Below are 21,886 nucleotides of genomic sequence, written 5' to 3'. Positions count from 1 at the left end.
GTTGGCAACCGGAACACCGGCAGGCTTTAGCCCCTGCGCAATAACACCACGAAAAATATGCCGCCCAACGCTGCGGTGGCGATGCCGATCGGCAGGTCTTGGGGGGCGATCAATGTGCGTGCGGCGACGTCGACCCAGACCAAAAACAAGGCGCCCAGCAAGGCACTGACGGGAATCAGCCGGCGGTGTTCGGCACCGACCAGGTAGCGCGCCAGGTGCGGCAGCATCAGACCGACGAAGCCGATCGCGCCGGCTTGCGAGACCAGCACACCGGTCAGTAACGAGCAGCAGACAAATACCTGCCAGCGCACTTTGCGTGTGTCGTAGCCGAGACTGACTGCGGTTTGTTCACCGCTCATCAGGGCATTGAGCGGCCGGGCGAGGGTCAACAGAAGCACAAACCCCGCCAGGACGCATATCGCCGGTACCGCCAGCAGCTCCCAACGTGCCAGGCCCAGGCCGCCGAGCATCCAGAACATCACCGAACCGGCCGCGTGCGGGTCGCCGATGTACAGCAACAGATTGACCAGCGCCATCAAGACAAACGACACCGCCACCCCGGCCAGCAGCAACCGGTCGCTGGCCAGCCGGCCTTGGCGGTTGGCCAGGTTCAGCACCAGCAGCATGCTGCCCAGCGCGCCGATAAAAGCGGCCAGTGGCAGGCTCAGGTCACCGGCAAAGCGTCCCAGATACATCACCACCACCACCGCCCCTAACGCCGCGCCGGAGCTGACGCCCAACAGATGCGGGTCGGCCAGCGGGTTGCGGGTGACCGCTTGCAGGGCACTGCCGACCATCGCCAGCCCGGCGCCGACCAGCGCGCCGAGCAATACCCGTGGAGCGCGAATCAGCCAGACGATCTGCTGTTGTCCCTGGCTCCAGTTGCCGTTTACCGAAAAGCCCAGTTGATCCAGGACGATGCCGCCGACCTGGGTCGGCGACAGGCTGGCCGAACCGAAACCAAGCGCCAGTACGCAAGACAGCGTGAGCAGCGCCAGCAGCCCGAGAATCAGGGCACGATAGGCAATCCGTCCGATTACCGGCTTCACTGCGTGCTCTGGCTGAACTGCTGCGGATACAGCGCGGCGGCGAGTTTCTCTACCGCTTCGGCGTTGTGCAGTGAAGGCGTGGCTTGCAGGTAGCTGAGCACGACAAAACGCTGTTTGCGAATCGCCTCGACACTTTGCAGCGCCGGGTGACGCAGCAGGAAGTCGCGTTTGGCCTGCCAACCGATGGGGCCGTAATCAACGATGACGATCAGTTGTGGATCGCGCTCCACCACGCTTTCCCAGTTGACGCTGGTCCAGCTGGCGGCCAGCTCATCCATGACATTGTGGCCACCGGCGCTGTCGATCAGCGCTTGCGGCATGCCCAGTCGTCCGGAGGTCAGTGGCCGGTCTTCACCGCTGTCGTAGAGAAACACCCGTGGCCGCTGTGCTTGCGCGGCCACACGCTGATGGACCTGTTGCAGGCGCTGTTGCATCTGCCCGATCAATTGTTGCGCGCGGTCTTGGACGGAAAAGATTTTCCCCAGGTTGCTCAGGTCGCGGTACAGGTCTTCGAAGCGAGCCTCGCGCTGCTGCATGACAAACGAGCAGGATTCGCTGAGTTCATAAACCGGGATACCAAACGGCGCCAGGCTTTGCGGGGTGACCGGGCCGTTGATGCGCATGCCGTAATTCCAGCCAGCAAAGAACAGGTCGGCACCCGCTTCGAGCAGGTTCTCCGGCGACGGGTAACGGGCGGCCAGTTCGGGCAGCCCAGCGAGCTGCTCGCGCAGCGACGGGTCGAGGGTTTTCCAGCCGCTGATGCCGGTGTAGCCGACCATCCGCTCTCGCAGGCCCAGTGCCAGCAGCATGTCGGTCATGTTCACGTCATGACTGACGGCACGCTGCGGCGCGCGCTCGAAGGTGACCTCGCGCTCGCAACTGCGCACGGTCAACGGGTATTCACTGGCCTGAGCCGCATGGCTGACGGCCAGGGTAAGTAACAACAGGATACGGATCATGCTTGGGTTATCCAGGTAATACGCGGGTGGTCAGCCAGCGGGTGACTGTCGACCAGGGCTTGGACACCGAACACTTCGCGCAGCAATTGCGGGGTCAGCACTTGCGCAGGCGTGCCGCTGGCCGCCAGTTGGCCGTCATGCAGCACGTAGAGGCGATCACAGAAGGCTGCGGCCAGGTTCAGGTCATGAAAGCTGGCCAGGGTGCTGAGCCGCAGGCGGCGCAGCAACTGCAGCAGCTCCAGTTGATAGCGTGGGTCGAGGTGGTTGGTCGGCTCGTCGAGAATCAGCAGTTGTGGCTGTTGCACCAGCGCGCGGGCCAGCAGCACCCGCTGCTTTTCACCACCGGACAGGCTGGCAAAGGTGCGCGTTGCATGCAGCTGCATGCCGCTGCGTTGCAGGGCCTGGTCGATCAGCGCCAGGTCCTCGACGTTGTCACCCTGTAACAAGCCTTTGTGCGGCGCTCGCCCCATGGCCACCACATCCTGCACGCTGAGGCCGAAATCCTCCGGGAACTCCTGCTGCATCACCGCGATGCGCCGGGCGCTCCAGCGCTGGGTCTGCTGCCAGAGATTCTGGCCGTCAAGCAGCACCTGGCCGGCATCCGGCTGGCTGAAGCGCCAGGCGCAGCGCAACAGGCTGGTCTTGCCGCTGCCGTTGGGACCGATCAGGCCGACGAACTCGTGCTCACCGACCTGCAGGTCAATGTCGTGCAAGGCGAAGCCTGCGGCGCGCGCCCATTCAAGTTGCTGGATGTTCAGATGCGCCATAAAGGATTCCAGTCGGGGCGCCGGCGGTGGGCCACCAGCGCCAATGGCGGTCAGAAACGGTAGTCAGCACTGACAAACAACGAGCGAGGCTGGCCCATCAGCCATTGCTGACCGCTGTTCTGCCCGGTCACCACGTAGCGGCGATCCAGCAGGTTATACAGTTGCAGCCCCAGACGCACGTCCGACAATATCTGCCAGCCAAGGTTGGCATCCACCACCGTGTAGCCCGGCACCTGAGTGGTATTGGCGGTATTGCCATAACGGGCGTCGACGTAGCGCAGACCGATCCCGGCGTCCACATCGTCACTGACAGCCTTGTTCAGCCACAGGTTGGCGCTGCGCCGTGGCACGTCGGTGGGACGGTTGCCAGCCCGCGATACGCTCTGGCCGTTGGAGACTTCGTCAAAATCATCGTATCTGGCGCGTACCACCGAGGCGTTGGCCGAGACCTGCCAGCCCTGCGCCAGGCTCAGGTCGAGGCTGGCTTCCAGGCCATTGGAGGTCTGCTGGCCGACCTGCTGGCTGAGGCGGGTCAGCGGATCGACCGACAACAGCTTCTTCTTGACGATGTGGTAGGCCGCCAGGGTCCATTCACCCTGCCCGTCCCAGAACTGCTGCTTGAGGCCGAACTCAGTCTGTTTCGCCTCGGTCAGGTCCATCTGCTGCTGGGTCGGGTTGAGGCTGATCAGGTTGCTGATGCCGTCCTCACTGGTCGAGTACTGGCCGTACAACGACAGTTGGTCGGTGACTGCGAACACCAGCCCGGCACGCCAGTTGCCGCCATCCAGGCTACGGTCGCTGCGGGTGCCGGCGCGCATGTCGTCGCGATTGATGTGGTTCTGGTCGCGGCGGATGCCGGTGACCAGCGACCAGCGCTCGGACAGTTGCAGGCGGTTTTCGGCAAACAGGGCGAAGGTGTGGGTGACGGTGTTGGCCAGCGGCCGGAACGGCGAGTTGCTCTGGAAATAGCCGTCAGCCGCTTGCCATGGGTCGATGTAGTCGCCGCCAACATCGTTGTACGGCGAGTTGTTATCGAGCTCAAAGCGGATCTTGTTGTACTCGGCGCCCACCACGGTCTGGCTGTCCAGGCCGAACAGCGAGTGCTTGAAAGTAAAGCTCTGGCGGTCGCCGATCTGTTCCTGGTCGTGCTTGATTTCCAGGTAGTCGCCGCGCAGCAGTTGGCCGCGTGTACTGTCCCAGCTGTAGATTTCAGCATTGCGCCAGTGACGGCGGCTCTTGATGTAGTACAGCTGATTGCTGGCGCTGATTGAGTCGCTGAGCGTCCAGTCGGTGGTCAGGCGTGTCCATTGATCGTCGTAACGCTGCACGGCGTTACGCAGGTTGTAGTTCTCGTCGCGCAGGCTGTCGCGGTAGTGGCCGTCGATCAATGGCGTGCCGAAGTACGACGAAGGCTCGCTGTTGCCGCGATCATGGGCCAGGGTAAAGCTCAGGTCATCGCTGGCCTGCCAGCGCACGGCCAGGCTTAGCGCATTGCTGCGCGAATCGCCGTGATCGACCCAGCCATTGCTCTGTTGCTGGTTGAGGGTCAGGCGATAGCTCAGGCTGTCGCTCAACGAGCCGCCACTGTCCAGCGCCGCCTGCTGACGATCGTACGAGCCATAACCCAGGCGCAGGCGGTTGCGAATTTCGCCTTCGAACGGTTTCTTCGGCACGATGTTCACCGTTGCACCGGTGGCGCCTTCGCCATACAGCACCGACGCCGGGCCGCGCAGTACATCGATGTGCTCGACCATCCAGGTGTCCACCGGAAAGGTCTGGGTGCCCATGCCGGTGTACAGCCGCGAACCGTCGAACAGGGTCATCACCGATTCGTGCCCGCTAAAACCGCGCGCCGACAGCGCGGTGTTGCCATTGCCCGGTGCGGCAATGCTGGTGATACCCGGTGCGCGGGTCACTGCGTCCTGGACACTCTGATTGTTACGCTGCTCGATCGCGGCGCTGTCGATCCGGGTAACGCTGGCCGGCGTTTGCAGTGGCGTCAGGTTGAGCCGCGAAGCGGTCGGCAGCGGCGTGCTCAGGGTGCTGGCTGGCTGGTCGGCCAGGTCGTTGACCGTGGTCGCAGGCAACGCCAGGCTGCCGGGTTGCTCGGCCAGGGCCACAGGAGAAACGACGATAGGCGAAAGTGCCAGCAGCGGCAGCAGACTGAGCTGCAAAGGAGAAAAACGGGACATGCTATTCCAACTCGATGAGGAAAGATGAACCCGGAGGGGAATAACGCATAGGCAATCAGGCACGCAGACGCACCCGAATACCGGCCTGCGCCCGCCCACCGCGGGGTTGCCAAACTGAAGTTGCAGGCCGGTCTCCGGGCTTGCGAGGATCATGAAACCTTCACCTTCCCATGCAGCCTGTGAGGCTGTAGCACAGTGGTATATAGAGGTTTCGCTCGCCTACCGTTGCGGGGGCAGCGCCGGACTGGTCATCTGAGTGACGCACCGGCTTCCCGTTTCACCCCATGCACGGCGGCATGGGACACCTGAAACTGGGCGGCATATGACCACCGATGAACGGTCACGTCAATAGAAGATGGCTCACCGCCGTAGGAGCGGCTTTAGCCGCGAATTGGTCTTGCGTTTTGTGCATGGGTCATTGTCGCGGTTGTCTGGGCTGCCGGTTTCGCCCCCGACGGGCGACCTACTTTGGTTATGCCCAAAGTAGGCAAAGGCATTGCTCCTGGCTTGGGTCCGCCCTGCGGGCGAACTACCCTCCGTCCGGCATCGATTCGGGGGCCGGCGCGATGGGCGTCCTGCCCAGCGCACCTGAAACTGGCTTCCCTGCCAGTTTCTCCCCCGAATCGACGCCTACCCTCGGCCAGCGCCCAAGTCGCGATTTGCGTCGTCTGTGCCATCTCTACTCAAAGATCAAAGGCAAAGGCAACGGCAACAGCAACAGCAACAGCAACAGCAACAGCAACAGCAACTGAAGAAACTTCAGTTGCTTGAGTGTTCAGTCGTAACGAAACGCTGTTGCACGCTGACCCGGATAAACGCGCCGATAAACAGCACGGTATAAAACATCACGATGGTCGGCGCCGGGGCGCTGTCGAGGAAGAACGCCAGGTACACTCCGAAGAACGCTGCCAGCACTGAAATCAGCATGGCCACCAGCAGCATGGCCCTGAAGGTGCGGGTCAGTAGCAGGGCAATCGCTCCCGGTGCGATCAACAAGGCAATCGCCAGGATGATCCCCGCCGCCTTGAGCGCACCGACGATGGTCAGGGAAATCAGACTCAGCAGTCCATAATGCAGCCAGCGCACCCGCAGGCCCACCGCCTGGGCATGCGCCGGATCGAAGGCATGCAGCAGCAGGTCTTTCCACTTAAGGCCGATGACCAGCAGGGTCAACGCCGCGATAAACGCTGAGCCGAGGATGTCGTCCAGCCCCACCCCGAGGATGTCGCCGAACAGAATGTGGTCCAGATGCACGGCAGACTCGATCTTCACATAGAGCACCAGCCCCAGACCAAACATCCCGGAGTACACCACGCCCATCACCGTGTCCTGTTTGATGCGGCTGTTGTCCTTGAGAAAGCCCGAACTGATGGCGCAGAACATCCCCGCCACGAAGGCGCCCACGGCGTAGGGAATATTGATGATGTAGGCGATCACAACCCCCGGAAACACTGCGTGGGACACCGCATCGCCCATCAACGCCCAACCGCGCAGGACCATGAAGCACGACAGCAGCGCCATCGGCAGCGAGACCAGCACCGCGACGATCAGTGCGTTGACCATGAAGTCGAACTCAAAGGGGCTGAGCAAGGTTTCCAGCAGGCTCATGGCTGCACGTCCAGAGCCGCCTTGCCGCGTCGCCGCGCCGCCAGCATGCCGTGTTTGGGCGCGAGGAAAAAGGCGTTGAGGAAGATCAGGGTCTGCAGCACCACGATGATCCCGCCGGTGGCGCCGTCGACAAAGTAGCTCAGATAGGCACCGGCAAAGCTGGTCAGCGCACCGATGCTCACCGCAATGATCAGCAGCCGCTCGAAGCGGTCGGTCAGCAGGTAGGCCGTGGCGCCGGGGGTGATGACCATGCAGATCACCAGAAACGCCCCCACGGTCTGCAATGCCGCCACCGTGCAGGCTGACAACAGGGTGAAGAAGATACCCTTGAGCAGGGTCGGGTTCAGGCCAATCGAGCGGGCGTGGTTTTCATCGAAAAAGGTGACCATCAGGTCTTTCCACTTGGCGGTGAGAATCACCAGCGAGATCACGCCAATCAACACCAGTTGCACCGTATCGCCCGGCGTAATCGCCAGAATATTGCCCTGCACGATGGTCTGGATGTTCACGGAGGTGGGCGATAGCGAGACCATGAACAGGCCCAGGCCGAAGAACGAGGTGAAGATCAGGCCGATGATCACATCTTCCTTGAGCTTGCTGCGCTGGTTGAGAAACAGCATCACTGCTGCGGCCAGGCCGCCAGCGAAGAACGCGCCGATCGAGAACGGCAGACCGATCATGTAGGCACCGGCCACACCGGGCACGATCGAGTGCGACAGCGCATCGCCGATCAGCGACCAGCCGCGCAGCATCAGGTAACAGGACAGAAACGCACACACACCGCCGACCAGGGCCGCGACCCACATGGCGTTGCGCATGTACTCATAGGCGAAGGGTTCCAGCAGCCCGGCGATCACGACTGCGGCTCTCGCGGTTCACGGCGGGTAGCGATGCCATCGCGAATCACCAGCGGCCGTTCGTCGTCGGTGAAGATTCCGACCCGATGCCCCGGATCGCCCACCGCCGGATTGATCATGAAGTGGCGTAATACACCACCGAACGCCTGTTCCAGATTGTCCTGAACAAACACCTCTTCGGTCAGGCCGTAGGCCAGTACCGTGTTCTTGACCAGCACGGTGCGGTCGCAGAACTCAGGCACCGAGCCCAGGTTGTGGGTAGAGACCAGCATCACCCGGCCTTCGTCACGCAGCTCACGCAACAGCGTGATGATCTGGTCTTCGGTCTTGACGTCCACCCCGGTGAACGGTTCGTCGAGCAGGATCACCTTGCTGTCCTGAGCCAGCGCACGGGCAAGGAACACGCGTTTTTTCTGGCCACCGGACAACTCGCCGATCTGACGCTTGGCCAGGCGGGTCATGTCGACCCGCGCCAGTGCTGCTTCGACGGCCAGCCGATCGGCCTTGCGCGGGATGCGCAGCATGCCCATGTGACCGTAGCGGCCCATCATCACCACATCTTCGACCAGCACCGGAAAGGTCCAGTCGACCTCCTCGGCCTGCGGCACATAAGCCACCATATTGCGCTTGAGCACCTGGGCCACCGGCAGCCCCATGACCCGGATCTCGCCCTTGGCCAGCCTGACAAAGCCCATCAAGGCCTTGAACAAAGTGGACTTGCCAGCACCATTGACGCCGACCAGTGCGGTGATGGTGCCAGCTGGAATGCGAAAGCTGGCATCGTGTAATGCCGTGTGTCCATTGCGATAGGTGACCGTGACATCGGTCACCTCAATACCCCAGTGCTGCGGGGCCGGGTCCGCTACGGCGGTCGATTCAGTCATGGCTCAGCCCGGCCTGCAGGCCTTTGGTCAGGGTGTCGGTGGTCACGCGCAGCAGATCGAGATACGTCGGCACCGGGCCATCAGGCTCACTGAGCGAATCAACATAAAGCACTCCACCGTAATGCGCCCCGGTCTCGCGGGCAACCTGGCGAGCCGGTTTGTCCGACACAGTGCTCTCACTGAACACCGCCGGAATCTGCTGCGCCTTGACCTGATCGATGACGTTGCGCACTTGTTGCGGCGTGCCCTGTTGATCGGCGTTGATCGGCCACAGGTACAGCTCTTTGAGGCCCAGATCGCGAGCCAGATAGGAGAACGCGCCTTCGCTGGTGACCAGCCAGCGCTGCTGCGGGGCAATCTGCTCAAGCTGGGCGTGCAGCGGCGCGACCGTGGCCTGAATGCTGGCCTTGTAAGTCTCGGCATTGCGACGATAGGTGTCGGCATTGGCCGGGTCGTATTTGACCAGCGCATCGCGGATGTTATCGACGTAGATCTGCGCATTGGCCGAGGACATCCAGGCATGGGGGTTGGGCTTGCCGGTGTAAGGCCCTTCACCGATGCTCATCGGCTGCACGCCGTCGGAAACCGTCACACTGGGCACATCCTTGAGGTTCTGGAAAAACTTCTGGAACCACAACTCAAGATTCAGGCCGTTCCACAGAATCAACTGCGCGCCCTGAGCCCGACGCAGGTCGCCAGGGGTTGGCGAATAGTTGTGGATCTCGGCACCGGGCTTGGTGATCGACTCGACCGTAGCGGCATCACCGGCGACATTGCGCGCCATGTCGGCGATCACCGTGAAGGTGGTGACCACCTTGAATTTTTCTTGCGCCGGATCTTGAGCAAAGGCCGTAACGCTGCAGCTTAAGGCCAGCAACGTGCCCGCTAAATGGGCTGACAGGCGGCTCCATCGAGTGTCGCGTTTTCGCATGTACAGCACCTCCGGACAACAGGGCCAAGACGGCTTGCACGGTGATCGCCTGACAAATCAACGACCTGCAACGACCGGCAAGGTAGATAAGATTGATTTGCATTATGATTTCATCCGTCGCATCCAGCAAGACGAGTTTACTCCCGGCCTCGCAGCCAGACAGCTTGCAGACAGTAAAGGCCAGGTTCGGGAGTCGCGCTGAAGAGGCCGGGTTACATACCGAACGCTCCGACCAACCGGTGCAGCTCACGCGATGACTCGGCCACTTCGTTGCTGGCGGTGACCATATGACCGGCAGATTCGGCGGTCGATGCACTCAAGGTACGAATCTGCCGGGTGTTGCGCTCGACGCTCTCGACCACGCTGGTCTGCTGTGCGGCTGCAGTAGCGATCTGCACGTTGTGCTGGACGGTCTCGCCCATGCCTTGGGTGATTGCTTCGAATGCCCCGACAGCCAGGCGTACCTCGCACATGACGTCTTCGGCGCTGACATGGATGGCTTGCATGCGCTGCGCCGCGTTGTCGACTTCCAGGCGCAACCGCTCGATGGTGTTGTGCATCTTGCCGGTCAGCCCCTGCGAGTGAGTGGCCAGGCCGCGCACCTCGTCGGCAACCACGGCAAAGCCCCTGCCCTGCTCGCCGGCCCGTAACGCCGGTGCACAATGGCGGGTCATCGATCGGTCTCTTTGAGCGCGTTGTTTTTACAGGCAGATGAGCTCGGCGGAACAGCATTGTCGACGAAATTGTATTCAGCCTGTATACAGATCAGGCGCAACGAATTATTCATTTCAACAAGACATAGCCGGCTGCCTTGGGTCGTCTGCCTTAATATCTGTATCGCCAATTGGGCCTGCAATCGGGAGGGGATCTGGGTCATGATGCGCGTCTGTCCAGACCGCCATACGGTTTGATCCTGACCCTGAACATTTTGGTTTTGCGCCCGGCAAAGGGCGCTGCATCGCTCCAGGAGGTTATCCGCATGACCCAGGCTGCATACGTTCCGCCCAAGGTATGGACCCACGAAGCCCCGTCCGGCGGCGAGTTCGCCAATATCAACCGTCCGGTGGCCGGCCCGACCCACGACAAGGCCCTGCCGGTCGGCCAGCATCCGCTCCAGCTTTACTCGCTGGCCACGCCCAATGGTGTCAAGGTCACCATCCTGCTAGAAGAACTGCTGGCGCTGGGCATCCACGAGGTTGAGTACGACGCCTGGCTTATCCGTATCAATCAGGGCGAGCAGTTCTCCAGCGGCTTCGTCGAGGTCAATCCCAACTCCAAGATCCCGGCCTTGCTCGACCGCAGTGTCGAACCGCCAATCCGGGTGTTCGAGTCGGGCTCGATCCTGCTGTACCTGGCAGAAAAATTCGGCCACTTCATTCCGGCCGATCCTGCCGGCCGCGCCGAGACACTGAACTGGCTGTTCTGGCAAATGGGCTCGGCGCCTTATCTGGGCGGTGGCTTCGGGCATTTCTACGCTTATGCACCGGAAAAACTCGAATACCCGATCAATCGCTTCACCATGGAAGCCAAGCGCCAGCTGGATGTGCTGAATCGGCGCCTGGCCGAGAGCCCTTTCCTGGCGGGCGAGCAGTACAGCATTGCCGATATCGCGGTCTGGCCATGGTACGGTCAGCTGGTGCGCGGCAATCTGTACTCGGCAGCAGAGTTCCTCGCGGTACACGAGTACCCGCATGTCCAGCGCTGGGCTGAAGTTATCGCCCAGCGCCCGGCGGTCCAACGCGGCCAGCGGGTCAACCGGACCTGGGGGGAAGAAGCCAGCCAGTTGCCAGAGCGTCATCAGGCCAGCGATCTGGATTGAATCCAGGCTTCAGCAGGGGGCTCACCGCCCCCTGTAGGGTGACTCTAAAAACGCAGGCGATGGCAACGCAGCTCGTTTTTTTCCTGATAACGCATCAATCAAGCGCTGATCCGCGCGTCACGATAACGCCCGTGAATCATAAAGGCTTGTCTACCGATCGACGGCTATAGTTAAGTCACCCGGTATCGATACAAGATACCTACCCCGTCTGTAAGCCTTATGTTTACGTCAGCGTTCAAGAGGTGCTGAACATGGCGACCCACGTGATCAACTTCACCGCCCCGGTCAACTCCACCACCTGCGGCCAGCTCATCGAAAAGGCCTCACTCGCAGCCCAACAGCAAGCTTCCAGCCTGATTCTCAATATCGCCACCATGGGCGGCGAATGCAGCTATGGCTTCACCCTGTACAACTTTTTACTGACCCTGCCGATGCCGGTGCATACCCATAATCTGGGTACGGTCGAGTCAATGGGCAACGTAATTTTTCTTGCCGGCGAACGGCGCACCGCCTGCCCGCACAGCAAATTTCTGTTCCATCCCTTTCACTGGCACCTCAACGGCGCAGTGGACCACTCGCGAATGTCCGAATACGCCATGAGCCTGGACCACGACATGCACCTGTATTGCCGCATTGTCGCCGAACGCACTCAAGGGGCAGCACAGGCCCTGGAAACAGAAAAGTACCTGACCGCCGCGCCGCGCATTCTCGAACCCGACCAGGCGCTGGAGTGCGGAGTGATTCATGCGGTGGAATCGCCAGGGTTGAGTGGTGAGTTCGTGACCCATTGCGTGCACTCCTAGCGCCTGCTGCTCAGCCGACAGCACACACCTGAGACCACGCTGCCCGGAACGTCTAAAGGCCCAACTGAATCGGCACAAAGCGGCTGCAATTGCGGCCGTCATGTTTAGCCTGATACAACGCGCGGTCGGCTTCGGCCAGCAGTGCCTGGGCTAGCACCGGGGCGCCTTTTGCGCCAGTAGCGCCTGACTGCGCGTGTGGCAGCGCACCAGCCTCCAGGCTCGCCACGCCCACCGAAACCGTCACCCGGCCGTAATCGCTGGTTTCATGCGGACGGTTTTGCGCCCGCACATGCTGGACTATCTCTTCGCCGAGTTGGCAGGCGCCTTGTGCTCCGGTGCCTGGAACAAGCACGGCAAACTCTTCGCCACCATAACGGGCAACCAGATCGGTAGAGCGCTGCACGCACGCCTTTACGGCATGGGCCACAGCGATCAGGCATTCATCGCCTTGCAGATGCCCATAACAGTCGTTGTAGCGCTTGAAGAAATCGATATCGAGCATTAACAACGAGAAAGCCTCTTGGTTGCGCCGCGCGCGCGACCACTCACGCTCGATGTTCTGGTCCAGGAAACGGCGATTGGCCAGGCCGGTCAGGCCATCGGTCTGAGCCAGCAGGCTGAGCTGGTCGATGGCCATTTTCAGGCGCAGGTGGGTCTTGACCCGGGCAGTGACAATCGCCGGCTGCACCGGCTTGCCAATGAAGTCTACCGCGCCCAGCGCCAATCCGGCCTCCTCCACGCGGGCCTCGGTGTGGCTGGTGATGAAAATGACCGGCACATCCTTGAGCAGCGGGTCGGCCTTGATCGCCTCACACACTTCAAAGCCGCCCAGATCAGGCATTTCAGCGTCGAGCAAGATCAGGTCCGGGCGCATCTGCTGAATCATCTTCAACGCTTGGGTACCGCCGGTGGCAAAGCGGATTTGCCCCAGGCCATGCAGGATCTTGCTCAGCACGCGGATAGCGGAAATATCATCATCGACAATCAACAAGCTGGGTATCGATTGCATCGCGCATGGTTCTCCGTTCATAAATCGGCGCGTTCGAGCAGTTGTAAGGCGCGCTCGAACTCCAGCCCTTCAATGGCCTGCCAAAGCTGCTCGACCAGTACCTGGCCGGCAGCCGCCTGAAGCGCTGGCGCGGCCAGTGCAAAATGGTTAAGCGCATCAATGTCATGGTTTTCCAGCAGCCGGTGCAGGCTCGCAAGAGCCTGACGAGCCGTCGTCGGATCAGTATCGGCACAAGGCACTGGAGCAGTTGAGGCCTGTACGCTGGCAGCCTGTTGCTGCAGGGCGACGAATGCTTCGCTCAATTTACCCAGCGTCTGCCTTGCATCACCGCCATTGCACAACATGGTCTCGGCCTGCCCGGCCAGTTGCGCCAGCGCCTGGGCGCCCAACAGGCTGGCGACACCGCGCAGCTTGTGCAGCTCGGCGATCAATGGGTCACATGGCAAGTCTGTACGTCGTACCACCGCATCCGCCTCGGCAAAGGTGCCAAATTCTGAAAAAAACCGCCGCAGTGACGACAGGTACAACGCTTTGTCGTGACCAAACCGGCCGGCGGACTCACGTACATCAATACCTTCGATCAGCGGCCAGTCCTCAGCATCCAGTGCCTGGGTCGACGCGATGTTGCTGACCGCCAGGGGCGATCCACGTACCCGCTCGACCGCCCTGCGGATCGCCCGGATCAGTGCCGTGGGTTCAAGCGGCTTGGTAAGGAAATCATCCATGCCGGCCAGTTCTGCCTGGCGGCGTTCCTCGGCCAGTGCCCCGGCGGTCAGGGCCAGCACCGGCAAAAGGGTCAGGCCCAGTTCGGTGCGTAACCGGCGCGTGGCTTCATAGCCGTCCATTTCCGGCATTTGCACATCCATCAGTACCGCATCAAACAGCGCAGGCGCCTGCCGCAGCCGCTCCAGAGCCTGCAAACCCGTGGCACAGGTCTGCACGCTCGCCCCTTGCTGTTGCAGCAACAGGCTGGCTACCTCCAGATTGATTTCGCTGTCATCCACCAACAGCAGGTGCAGACCGCTCAGCCAGCGGGTCATGGCAGTATCCAGGCGCGTAGTGTGCAGGACCCGCTCGGTACTGCCGTGATAGCGGGCAATACAGGCATTGACTGCATTGAACAATGCCGAACTGTCGAGCGGCTTGAACAGCACATTGTCGACCGGCCATGATGGCTGGACTCCTTCTACCGGACCGGTCACCAGAATGACCGGCAACCGGGTGACCTCGCGCAAGCGGTGCAGGTCTTGCAGCGCCGGACGCTGCCAGTCCACCAGCAAGAGGTCGGGCAGCGGACTACCGGTTTGCTGGCGCTCCTGCACGATCAGACACAGTGCCTGCAGATCAGCACAGTTGGCCACCCGCCAGCCCAGACCACGGCACAGACGCTGCAGGTTCGGCACGCCTGACTCATCGCTGAGCACCAGTACTTCAAGGCTGCTACCCAGCGCAGAAGGCTCCAGTTCGCCAGGACACAACTGAAAAGGCAACGCTACCCAAAAATCGCTGCCCATGCCCGGTTCGCTGCGAACCCCCAACTGCCCATCCATCTGATCTACCAGCCCACGCACTACCGACAGCCCCAGCCCGGTGCCGCCAAACCGCCGGGTGGTGGAGGCATCAGCCTGGGTGAACGGCGAAAACAGCCGGTCGAGCACCTCGGCAGCAATACCGCAACCGGAGTCCTGCACAGAGAAGCGCAACCAGCAGCGCTCGGCGCTTTGTTCCTGGTGACTGACACTCACCTCAACACCGCCCTCGGTGGTGAACTTCAATGCGTTGCCCACCAGGTTCATAAGGATCTGATTGACCCGCAGGGCATCACCGATCAGCAGATCGGGCATCTGCATCGCACCATTGACGGCAAAACGCAGGCCTTTTTGCTGGGCCTGTGCGGCAAACAATTCGCCTAGCTCAGCAAGCAGTTGCCGAGGACTGAACGGCTTGTTTTCCAGACGCATCTCGCCGGCTTCGATTTTGGCGATATCGAGGATGTCGTTGATGATCCCCAGCAAGGTCCGACCGGCGATCTGCAACTTGGTCAGCAGTTGTCGCTGCTGCTCGTTCAAGGAGGAGTTCTGCAAGAGATGAGCGATGCCGATCACGGCATTCATGGGCGTACGGATTTCGTGGCTCATGTTCGCCAGGAACAGGCTCTTGGCGGCGTTGGCAGCCTCGGCACTGGCTTTGGCCGCCTGCATGTCAGCGCTGTGACGTAGCCGTTCGGTAATGTCCTGAGCAATCCCAAGGTGGCCGATAAGCTCACCATCGGTGGTGCGGATCGGTGTGATAACCATCGATATCGGCACCCGTGAGGCATCCTTGCGCACGTAGGTCCACTCCCGGGTTTCGGCGCCCTCCAGTGCCGCCTTGTAGCAAAATACGTCGATACCTTCGATGGGGATGCCATACTCGCGGCTCAGTTCGGCAGAGCGCAGATCGACTTCTTCGGGCAGGTGAAAATCCATCGGCGTCTTGCGCCTGACCATTTCGGCGTGACTGTAACCCAGCAGTATTTCGGCACCGCGGTTGAAGACCACGATCTGTCCGTCAGTGTCCGTGGCGATGATCGACACCTCCGATGATGCATCAAGCACCGCCTGCAGCAGCCCGGCAACTCTGGACAGCTCGGCAGTGCGCTCACTGACCTGTTGTTCGAGTTGCGCATTGAACTCCACCAGATAGCGCTCGACCCGCTTGCGGTCGGTGATGTCGTGCATCATCTTTGCCGCCCCCAGAATGGAACCATCAGCCTCGCGGATCAGGCTGCAGGTAATAGTCACATCAATCAGTCGACTGTCTTTATGCAGACGCTGGGTTTCCAGGGTTGAACCACGCTCGCCACGTGCCACTCGCTCCAGCAGTTGCTCATCCTCATGAATCCGCTGCAACGGCACCAGCAAAGGAGCCAGCGGACGGCCCAGTACCTCATGTTCGGCATAGCCGAACATCTGCTCAGCGGCGCGGTTCCAGGTAATGATTCGGCCGTTCAGGGCTTCACCGATGATAGCGTCGCTGGAGTTTTCAACGATGGTTGCCAGCCGGGCCTGACCGGCAATCACCTCCTGCTGACGCTGGCGCGACAACAGCAAGGTGCCGACCATAGCGGTCAGCAACAGGCTGGCCAGCACGCCAATGACAAACACCCGGCTGGGCGACACTGGATCCAAAGCTTCGACGAACTGCGGATGGGCGCCGACTTCCATGCGCCAAATCCGGCCATAAATCTCGCGCTCGAAGGTGTGCACATGAAGAACTTCCGGATCAGGGCCGTTTTCCGGGGTCTGGTAGATCAGTTGCCGGGTATCACTGACGTCATAAAGCCGCAGATGCAAGCGGTGGTTGCCCGGGTCCAGACTGGACATCACCTCAAGCATGGTCAACGGCGCATAAGTCCAGCCGATCAGGTTGGTCTCTCGTTGTGTGGTGTCGGTCGGGGTTTCCGGGGTGTTGTAGACTGGCAGCAAAAACAGGAACGCCCGCAAACGCTCTTCGCTGCTCTGCTGCAGGGTGATCGGCGCAGACAGGGTTGCCGCACCGCTGCGCATGGCCTGGACGGCCGCTTCGCGGCGGCGCGGCTCTGAGGCGATATCCAGACCCACGGCCTGAGCATTACGCGCCGGCGGGTCGATGAACTGGATAATGTAGCGATCGCCCTGATTGACACTGAGCCGACTCAACGTGAACTCAGGCTTGCCGTCAGACCTGACCCGCCGCAGGAAATCAGCCTCATCAGCAATCGCTACCCGGCGGATGAAACCAAAGCCACGCGCACCGGGATACTCTTTCTCGATATTGCGCCCCTGACTGTAACGGCTCATCTGACTAATACTGATATAGCTCAGGTCAAGCATGTGAATGGCGCCGCGCAGACCGCGCAGCCGATACTCATAGACCCTCAACCGTGCTTGCAGACTGTCGCCGATGCCCTCCCCGGCATCCCTAAGCGCATCCTGGACGTGCCGGTCGATTGCCTTGCCCTGCTGGTAACTGGCCAGGTAGCTGACCATTAAACCGGCCAGCAGCACCAGCGCCATCCAGCCACCAAGCCCTGTCAGAGAATTCGTCTTCATCGCCCGCCCCGCTATCCCTGCCGCTCAAACGACCGCCACTGACTCTGTCGAAATCCGTTACACCCCGGCAGACCGCAGGACACACGAACCACACAGTGTCAGGGTGATAGCACCGATCAGGGTTCCGTTTTCCAGCGTAGATCGTCCTGCCTTATATGCCAGCCAATATGAGGCTCAGGACTGGCTCAACACCCACTTCCTGAACTCGCTCACCACCGGTTCCTCGGCAATCTCTTCGCGAATGGCCAGGTAGTGAAAGGTCTGCGGCTGGACCACGTCGAAGCCCACCAGGCGCACCAATTGGCCTTGCCTGATCAGATCGCTGACCAGATGGTGCCAGCCCAGCGCCAGCCCTTGGTCGCGCAGGGCCATCTGGATCAGCATGCTGTAGTCGTTGGCCTTGACAATGCCGGGTGCACTGAGCGAACGCCCGTCCAAGGTCACGCCCTGCAGGGCGAACCAGATTTTCCAGTCAACATATTCGGCCAGCGAGGGTCGGCCGTAGGGGCTGAGATTGAGCAGTGCCAGGTCGCGCAGCCCTTCAAGGCTCATGTTCTGGGGCAACTGGCTGAAATAGCCTGGGCTGCACACCGGGTAGATCAATTCGCCGAACAACCGGGTGCTGACATACCCTTCGCGAATCCGCGCCGACTGGGTGATAAACGCATCCGGTCGCACATCGGCTTCCAGACGATGAAAATCATGGGTCGCGACCACGCTCAATTCGATGTCCGGGTACAAGCTGGAGAAATGCGCCAGGCGCGGCGCCAGCCACAGGTTAGCGGTGCCGGGCGAGCAGCAGATGGTCAGGCTTGGGCGCTGGTAATCCTGCTCGCGCAACCGCTCGGCGGCCTGGGCGATGTTCATGAACGACAACTGCGCCACGTTGAAAAACAGCGTGCCGGCGGTGGTCAGTTCCACCGCGCGGCCAGAACGGTTGAACAGCTCGGTGCCCAGCGCATCTTCGAGTTCCTTGATCTGTCGGCTGATGGCCGCAGGCGTTACGCACAATGAATCGGCAGCACGGGTGAAACTCAGGCACTTGGCCGCTGCTACAAAAGACCGCACCGCACGCAGTGATGGCATCTTGATCAGCAGTTGATCGGGTTCGGTCTTCTTCAATCTTGTGCCTTAGAGGTTGCAAGACCGCCCGGCCCAACCCGGGCGGCGACTGTATATTTATATCAGCAAGCCATGCGCCAGCGGGTCGTTGTCATCAACAAAAATGGTGTTATGAACAATGCCCCTGGCCCAACCGGTGACAGCGGGTTCGATGGCCTGGTCACCATAGAACACCGCGCAACGACCATCGATGTCAGGAGTCGGCAGTTGGTCGCACCAGATCCCATGATGAACACCGCGAATGCGCGAATCCTCCGGGTGCACCGGTTCAGGCAACTGTGCCAGAGCGCTGCGCAGGCTCTGGCTCAGTTCAACGATGCGTTTGGTCGGCATGCCGTCCAGACCGGCCCACGTCGCCTGAGGCTCGACCACTGCGTAATAGTTGCCGCCATAGGCGATGTCGGCACTCAAGCGACCGAGCCCCTCGACGTCCACGACCACGTCTTGGGCATGGAGGTAGCTGGCGACACTCAGCATCTTTACGCTGGTGACCTTCGCGGGTGTAGCGGATATCGACCCGGTCGGCGTCTCAATGCTCAACTGGCCTGGCACCTGCGGCGTGACCAGCCCCGCCTCCAGTGCCGAAGTCACCAGGCCAATGGTGCCGACGCCACACATCGGCAGGCAGTCGCTGACTTCGATAAACAGCACAGCGAAGTCGCAGTCTTGCCGGCAAGCCGGGTAAATGATGGCCCCGGACATCACGTCACAAGAGACTGGCATGCAGCAAGAGGCCCGTCAACGAATTGTATTCTTTATGTAGACACATTAAACCCATAAGAAATACATTTTTCCAGCGGCGTTATCCTTGTAAAACATGAGGTTAGCGGATTGAACGAAGCGGCCAATACGGTCGCAGGTAGATATGCAACTGTCGTATACAAGCAAATACTCACCCAATGTATGCGAACCTCAAAACCTGAGCGGCGCATCAAACCTTGCCTGAGTCGATGATTGACAAAAATACGGCGCAATCGACCCAGATTGCGATTACAAAGACGCGCAAGCAGTAACTTTCTGATACCGTTCGCTGATTCATCCTGTGCCCAAAAATCCGGCCTCGATAGAACGGACCCTACAGGAGAGCCACTTTTGCCTATTGCCGACAATGCCCTGGATCAAGCCATCGAGCGTTGCAGCCAGGAACCGATCCAGATCCCTGGCAGCATTCAGCCCCACGGGTTTTTGCTGGTGCTCGACGAACCCAGCCTGCAGATCCTGCAGGCCAGTGAAAATACCGAGCAGTGGCTGGGCGTGGCTGCTGGCGACCTGATCGGCAAGGATTTCCCCGGCTGGGTGGATGATAGCTTTGATCTGGCCGGCCATCTGCAGGAACTGCCGGCTGACGAAATCTTTCCGTTTCATATCGGCGACGTGCACCTGCGCCGGGGTCCTTGCAGCGACCAGCGCATGACCCTGCTGGTGCACCGTCATGATCAGGTACTGATCGCCGAATTCGAGCCTGTACCAGAGCAATCGGCCCGCCGCAGAAACGACTTCTATCCGTTGATCCGTGGTTTCGTCAGTGGCTTGCAGCAGATTACCGATATCGAAGAGCTGCTGCGCCGCTCCGTGCAGCAGATCAAACAGATCACCGGGTTTGGCCGGGTCAAGGCGTACCGCTTCGATGCCGATGGCAACGGCCTGGTACTGGCCGAGGCCGTCGACGCGGGTTATCCGCAATACCTGGGCCTGTGTTTTCCAGCCTCGGACATCCCGCGCCAGGCACGAGAGCTGTATCGCACCAATCGAATCCGGCTGATCCAGAGCGCCAGTTACCAGCCCTCGGCGCTGATACCTGCCAACAACCCGCGCACCGGTCAGCCGCTGGACCTGAGCTATGCCTCGTTGCGCAGCGTCTCGCCCGTGCACCTGCAGTACATGCGCAATATGGGCACACTGGCCTCGATGTCACTGTCGATCGTGGTCGACGGCAAACTCTGGGGGCTGATTTCCTGCCATCACCAACAGCCTCGCCCGGTGGACTTCCAGACCCGTACGGCCTGCGAACTGCTCAGCAGCCTGCTGTCGTTGCAGATCGAGTCTCTGGAGTCTCATGCCAGCACCCGGCAATTACTGGATTTGCGCAAACGCATCGTGCAGATGCTGTCGTCGATGGCCGATCATGACAGCGTCAGTGACGGCCTGCTGGAACTGCCTGAAGTGCTGCTGGCCTTCGCCGGCGCCCAGGGCGCGGCGATCATTTCTGCCGGGCGCTGCGAACTGATCGGCGCCACGCCGCCCGAGTCGATGGTCAATGCACTGGTGCACTGGCTGGGCCAGCAGGATGCCGAGCAAGTCTTCCACACCGACAACGTGCAGCGCGACATCGACGAACTCCCGGAGCTGGGCCAGTACGCCGCGGGGGTCATGGCGGTGGCCATCTCGCAAATTCACTCACACTATCTGGTGTGGTTCCGTCCTGAACAGGCGCGTACCGTGAACTGGGCCGGGCGCCCGGAAAAAGACATCAGCCCACAGGGCACTCTCAATCCCCGCCACAGCTTTGACCGCTGGCAACAGGACGTACGTGGTTTTTCCGCGCCCTGGAACCCGCTGATCATTGAAGGTGTGGTTGAGCTGCGCAGCGCGGTATTGGGTATCGTGATGCGCAAGGCCGAAGAGCTGGCGCAACTGTCTGGCGAGTTGCAGCGTTCCAACAAAGAGCTTGAAGCGTTCTCTTACAGTGTCTCCCACGACCTGCGCGCGCCGCTGCGACACATTGCCGGCTATACCGAATTGCTCAGTGAAATCGAAGGCTCGGTGCTCAGCGAGCGCGGCAAACGCTTTTTGCAGCACATCGAAGACGCCGCGCGCTTTGCCGGGACACTGGTCGATAATCTGCTGAATTTTTCCCAGATGGGCCGCTCTGCGCTGCGCTTGTCGGATGTCGACCTCAATGCCCTGATCGACAATATCCGCAGCGACCTGCAGCCTGATTATGCTGGCCGCGAGGTTGTCTGGGAAATTGCCCGGTTGCCTAAAGTGATTGGCGATCCGGCCTTCATTAACCTGGCCCTCAACAACCTGATTGCCAACGCGCTCAAATATACTCGTGGGCGCACCCCGGCGCGCATTGAAATCGGCGCCCGGCAGACCGAGAATGAAACCGAAGTGTGGATCCGCGATAACGGCGTGGGTTTCGACATGGCCTATGCCAACAAGCTGTTCGGGGTTTTCCAGCGTCTGCATCGCATGGAAGACTTCGAAGGCACCGGCATTGGCCTGGCCAGCGTGCGGCGCATTATCGAGCGCCACGACGGCGAAGTCCGCGCCGAGGGCGAAATCGACCGTGGCGCGACCTTCTACTTCACCCTTCCTCGTCACCTTTCGCATAGCTGAGAACCACCGATCATGCTCAAACCCATTCTGTTGGTCGAAGACAACCCCAGGGATCTGGAGTTGACCCTTGTCGCGCTGGAGCGCAGCCAGTTGGCCAACGAAGTCATTGTGCTGCGTGACGGTGCCGACGCTCTGGATTACCTGCTGCGCCGTAACGCCTTTGCCGAGCGTGACGACGGCAACCCGGCGGTGCTGCTGCTGGACCTGAAACTGCCCAAGGTCGATGGCCTGGAAGTCCTCAAAGTGGTGCGCGACACCCCGGAACTGCGCAGTATCCCCACGGTGATGCTGACCTCCTCGCGAGAAGAGCCAGACCTGCTGCGCGCCTACGAGCTGGGGGTCAACGCCTACGTAGTCAAACCCGTCGAGTTCAAGGAGTTTGTCGCGGCCATTTCCGACCTCGGGGTTTTCTGGGCCGTACTGAATGAACCTCCACCGGGTTCTCTGCGTCTGAACCGTCGACGCAATTAA

Annotated in this window: 18 protein-coding genes, 1 pseudogene and 1 riboswitch; of the genes and pseudogenes, 5 read left to right on the top strand and 14 right to left on the bottom strand. The window is 60.9% G+C overall.

Annotation, left to right across the window (positions count from 1 at the left end):
• Positions 1–26 precede the first annotated feature (26 nt).
• The 8 genes from NRB16_RS02415 to NRB16_RS02380 form a co-directional block, all read right to left on the bottom strand.
• The gene (locus NRB16_RS02415; RefSeq protein WP_257105385.1) at positions 27–1,049 is read right to left on the bottom strand and encodes an iron ABC transporter permease; all 1,023 of its coding nucleotides are present in this window, start codon (positions 1,047–1,049) and stop codon (positions 27–29) included.
• On the bottom strand, positions 1,046–2,008 hold the full coding sequence (locus tag NRB16_RS02410; protein WP_373568420.1) for an ABC transporter substrate-binding protein: 963 nt from the start codon (positions 2,006–2,008) through the stop codon (positions 1,046–1,048). Before NRB16_RS02410 ends, NRB16_RS02415 begins: the two co-directional genes overlap by 4 nt.
• Positions 2,005–2,775 (bottom strand): ABC transporter ATP-binding protein, encoded by a 771-nt coding sequence (locus NRB16_RS02405; RefSeq protein ID WP_045492312.1) that lies wholly within the window; start codon positions 2,773–2,775, stop codon positions 2,005–2,007. Before NRB16_RS02405 ends, NRB16_RS02410 begins: the two co-directional genes overlap by 4 nt.
• Before the next feature lie 50 nt (positions 2,776–2,825).
• Positions 2,826–4,967 carry a TonB-dependent siderophore receptor gene (locus tag NRB16_RS02400; RefSeq protein ID WP_257105384.1) on the bottom strand — a complete coding sequence of 714 codons (2,142 nt, stop codon included), beginning with the start codon at positions 4,965–4,967 and terminating at the stop codon, positions 2,826–2,828.
• A gap of 107 nt (positions 4,968–5,074) precedes the next feature.
• A riboswitch (cobalamin riboswitch) is annotated at positions 5,075–5,291 on the bottom strand.
• A gap of 435 nt (positions 5,292–5,726) precedes the next feature.
• A complete protein-coding gene (locus NRB16_RS02395; RefSeq protein ID WP_257105383.1) occupies positions 5,727–6,575 on the bottom strand; it encodes a metal ABC transporter permease in 849 nt (282 codons plus the stop codon).
• Positions 6,572–7,432, bottom strand: coding sequence for a metal ABC transporter permease (locus tag NRB16_RS02390; RefSeq protein WP_373568419.1), 861 nt, complete (start codon positions 7,430–7,432; stop codon positions 6,572–6,574). The genes NRB16_RS02395 and NRB16_RS02390 overlap by 4 nt, the downstream gene beginning before the upstream one ends.
• Entirely contained in the window at positions 7,429–8,316 is an 888-nt protein-coding gene (locus NRB16_RS02385; protein WP_253142478.1) for a manganese/iron ABC transporter ATP-binding protein, read from the bottom strand. Before NRB16_RS02385 ends, NRB16_RS02390 begins: the two co-directional genes overlap by 4 nt.
• Positions 8,309–9,247: a metal ABC transporter substrate-binding protein gene (locus NRB16_RS02380; RefSeq protein ID WP_253142479.1), complete on the bottom strand. Its 939-nt coding sequence runs from the start codon at positions 9,245–9,247 to the stop codon at positions 8,309–8,311. Before NRB16_RS02380 ends, NRB16_RS02385 begins: the two co-directional genes overlap by 8 nt.
• On the opposite strand from NRB16_RS02380, the gene NRB16_RS02375 reads away from it, so the two are divergent.
• The gene (locus NRB16_RS02375; protein WP_045492323.1) at positions 9,246–9,449 is read left to right on the top strand and encodes a hypothetical protein; all 204 of its coding nucleotides are present in this window, start codon (positions 9,246–9,248) and stop codon (positions 9,447–9,449) included. The genes NRB16_RS02380 and NRB16_RS02375 overlap by 2 nt on opposite strands.
• Before the next feature lie 10 nt (positions 9,450–9,459).
• On the opposite strand, the pseudogene NRB16_RS02370 reads toward NRB16_RS02375, so the two are convergent.
• Both NRB16_RS02370 and NRB16_RS02365 read right to left on the bottom strand, forming a co-directional pair.
• Positions 9,460–9,900 (bottom strand): annotated as a pseudogene (locus NRB16_RS02370) (methyl-accepting chemotaxis protein); the annotation flags it as partial.
• Positions 9,901–9,917: 17 nt separating this feature from the next.
• On the bottom strand, positions 9,918–10,124 hold the full coding sequence (locus tag NRB16_RS02365; RefSeq protein ID WP_257105381.1) for a hypothetical protein: 207 nt from the start codon (positions 10,122–10,124) through the stop codon (positions 9,918–9,920).
• Positions 10,125–10,226: 102 nt separating this feature from the next.
• Between NRB16_RS02365 and yghU the strand changes: the two genes are divergently transcribed.
• Positions 10,227–11,066, top strand: coding sequence for a glutathione-dependent disulfide-bond oxidoreductase (gene yghU / locus NRB16_RS02360; protein ID WP_257105380.1), 840 nt, complete (start codon positions 10,227–10,229; stop codon positions 11,064–11,066).
• Positions 11,067–11,317: 251 nt separating this feature from the next.
• Positions 11,318–11,869, top strand: a complete 552-nt coding sequence (locus NRB16_RS02355; protein ID WP_045492330.1) for an ATP-dependent Clp protease proteolytic subunit — start codon at positions 11,318–11,320, stop codon at positions 11,867–11,869.
• A gap of 52 nt (positions 11,870–11,921) precedes the next feature.
• Here the strand turns inward: NRB16_RS02355 and NRB16_RS02350 are convergent, their stop codons facing one another.
• From NRB16_RS02350 to NRB16_RS02335, 4 genes are all read right to left on the bottom strand, one after another.
• A complete protein-coding gene (locus tag NRB16_RS02350) occupies positions 11,922–12,878 on the bottom strand; it encodes a diguanylate cyclase (protein ID WP_257105379.1) in 957 nt (318 codons plus the stop codon).
• Positions 12,879–12,895: 17 nt separating this feature from the next.
• Complete coding sequence (locus NRB16_RS02345; RefSeq protein ID WP_257105378.1) at positions 12,896–16,951, bottom strand: CHASE domain-containing protein; 4,056 nt, start codon at positions 16,949–16,951, stop codon at positions 12,896–12,898.
• A gap of 174 nt (positions 16,952–17,125) precedes the next feature.
• Positions 17,126–18,073 carry a LysR substrate-binding domain-containing protein gene (locus tag NRB16_RS02340; protein WP_231906511.1) on the bottom strand — a complete coding sequence of 316 codons (948 nt, stop codon included), beginning with the start codon at positions 18,071–18,073 and terminating at the stop codon, positions 17,126–17,128.
• 57 nt (positions 18,074–18,130) lie between these two features.
• A complete protein-coding gene (locus NRB16_RS02335; RefSeq protein ID WP_257105377.1) occupies positions 18,131–18,796 on the bottom strand; it encodes a proline racemase family protein in 666 nt (221 codons plus the stop codon).
• Between the two features lie 369 nt (positions 18,797–19,165).
• Between NRB16_RS02335 and NRB16_RS02330 the strand changes: the two genes are divergently transcribed.
• Both NRB16_RS02330 and NRB16_RS02325 read left to right on the top strand, forming a co-directional pair.
• Positions 19,166–21,415, top strand: a complete 2,250-nt coding sequence (locus NRB16_RS02330) for an ATP-binding protein (protein WP_253142485.1) — start codon at positions 19,166–19,168, stop codon at positions 21,413–21,415.
• Between the two features lie 12 nt (positions 21,416–21,427).
• Complete coding sequence (locus NRB16_RS02325; protein ID WP_045492339.1) at positions 21,428–21,886, top strand: response regulator; 459 nt, start codon at positions 21,428–21,430, stop codon at positions 21,884–21,886.

Source organism: Pseudomonas sp. LJDD11 (assembly GCF_024584215.1).
In the GTDB taxonomy this organism is placed as follows: Bacteria; Pseudomonadota; Gammaproteobacteria; order Pseudomonadales; family Pseudomonadaceae; genus Aquipseudomonas.
The sequence above is the reverse complement of the archived record's forward strand: the minus strand, read 5'-3'. Positions and strand labels throughout refer to the sequence as shown.

Excerpts from the sequence above, each read along its gene's own strand:
- NRB16_RS02410 (WP_373568420.1), bottom strand. The coding sequence starts at position 2,008 with ATGATCCGTATCCTGTTGTTACTTACCCTGGCCGTCAGCCATGCGGCT.
- NRB16_RS02405 (WP_045492312.1), bottom strand. The coding sequence starts at position 2,775 with ATGGCGCATCTGAACATCCAGCAACTTGAATGGGCGCGCGCCGCAGGC.
- NRB16_RS02400 (WP_257105384.1), bottom strand. The coding sequence starts at position 4,967 with ATGTCCCGTTTTTCTCCTTTGCAGCTCAGTCTGCTGCCGCTGCTGGCA.
- NRB16_RS02395 (WP_257105383.1), bottom strand. The coding sequence starts at position 6,575 with ATGAGCCTGCTGGAAACCTTGCTCAGCCCCTTTGAGTTCGACTTCATG.
- NRB16_RS02385 (WP_253142478.1), bottom strand. The coding sequence starts at position 8,316 with ATGACTGAATCGACCGCCGTAGCGGACCCGGCCCCGCAGCACTGGGGT.
- NRB16_RS02375 (WP_045492323.1), top strand. The coding sequence starts at position 9,246 with ATGTACAGCACCTCCGGACAACAGGGCCAAGACGGCTTGCACGGTGAT.
- NRB16_RS02380 (WP_253142479.1), bottom strand. The coding sequence starts at position 9,247 with ATGCGAAAACGCGACACTCGATGGAGCCGCCTGTCAGCCCATTTAGCG.
- NRB16_RS02365 (WP_257105381.1), bottom strand. The coding sequence starts at position 10,124 with ATGACCCAGATCCCCTCCCGATTGCAGGCCCAATTGGCGATACAGATA.
- yghU (WP_257105380.1), top strand. The coding sequence starts at position 10,227 with ATGACCCAGGCTGCATACGTTCCGCCCAAGGTATGGACCCACGAAGCC.
- NRB16_RS02355 (WP_045492330.1), top strand. The coding sequence starts at position 11,318 with ATGGCGACCCACGTGATCAACTTCACCGCCCCGGTCAACTCCACCACC.
- NRB16_RS02350 (WP_257105379.1), bottom strand. The coding sequence starts at position 12,878 with ATGCAATCGATACCCAGCTTGTTGATTGTCGATGATGATATTTCCGCT.
- NRB16_RS02345 (WP_257105378.1), bottom strand. The coding sequence starts at position 16,951 with ATGAAGACGAATTCTCTGACAGGGCTTGGTGGCTGGATGGCGCTGGTG.
- NRB16_RS02335 (WP_257105377.1), bottom strand. The coding sequence starts at position 18,796 with ATGCCAGTCTCTTGTGACGTGATGTCCGGGGCCATCATTTACCCGGCT.
- NRB16_RS02325 (WP_045492339.1), top strand. The coding sequence starts at position 21,428 with ATGCTCAAACCCATTCTGTTGGTCGAAGACAACCCCAGGGATCTGGAG.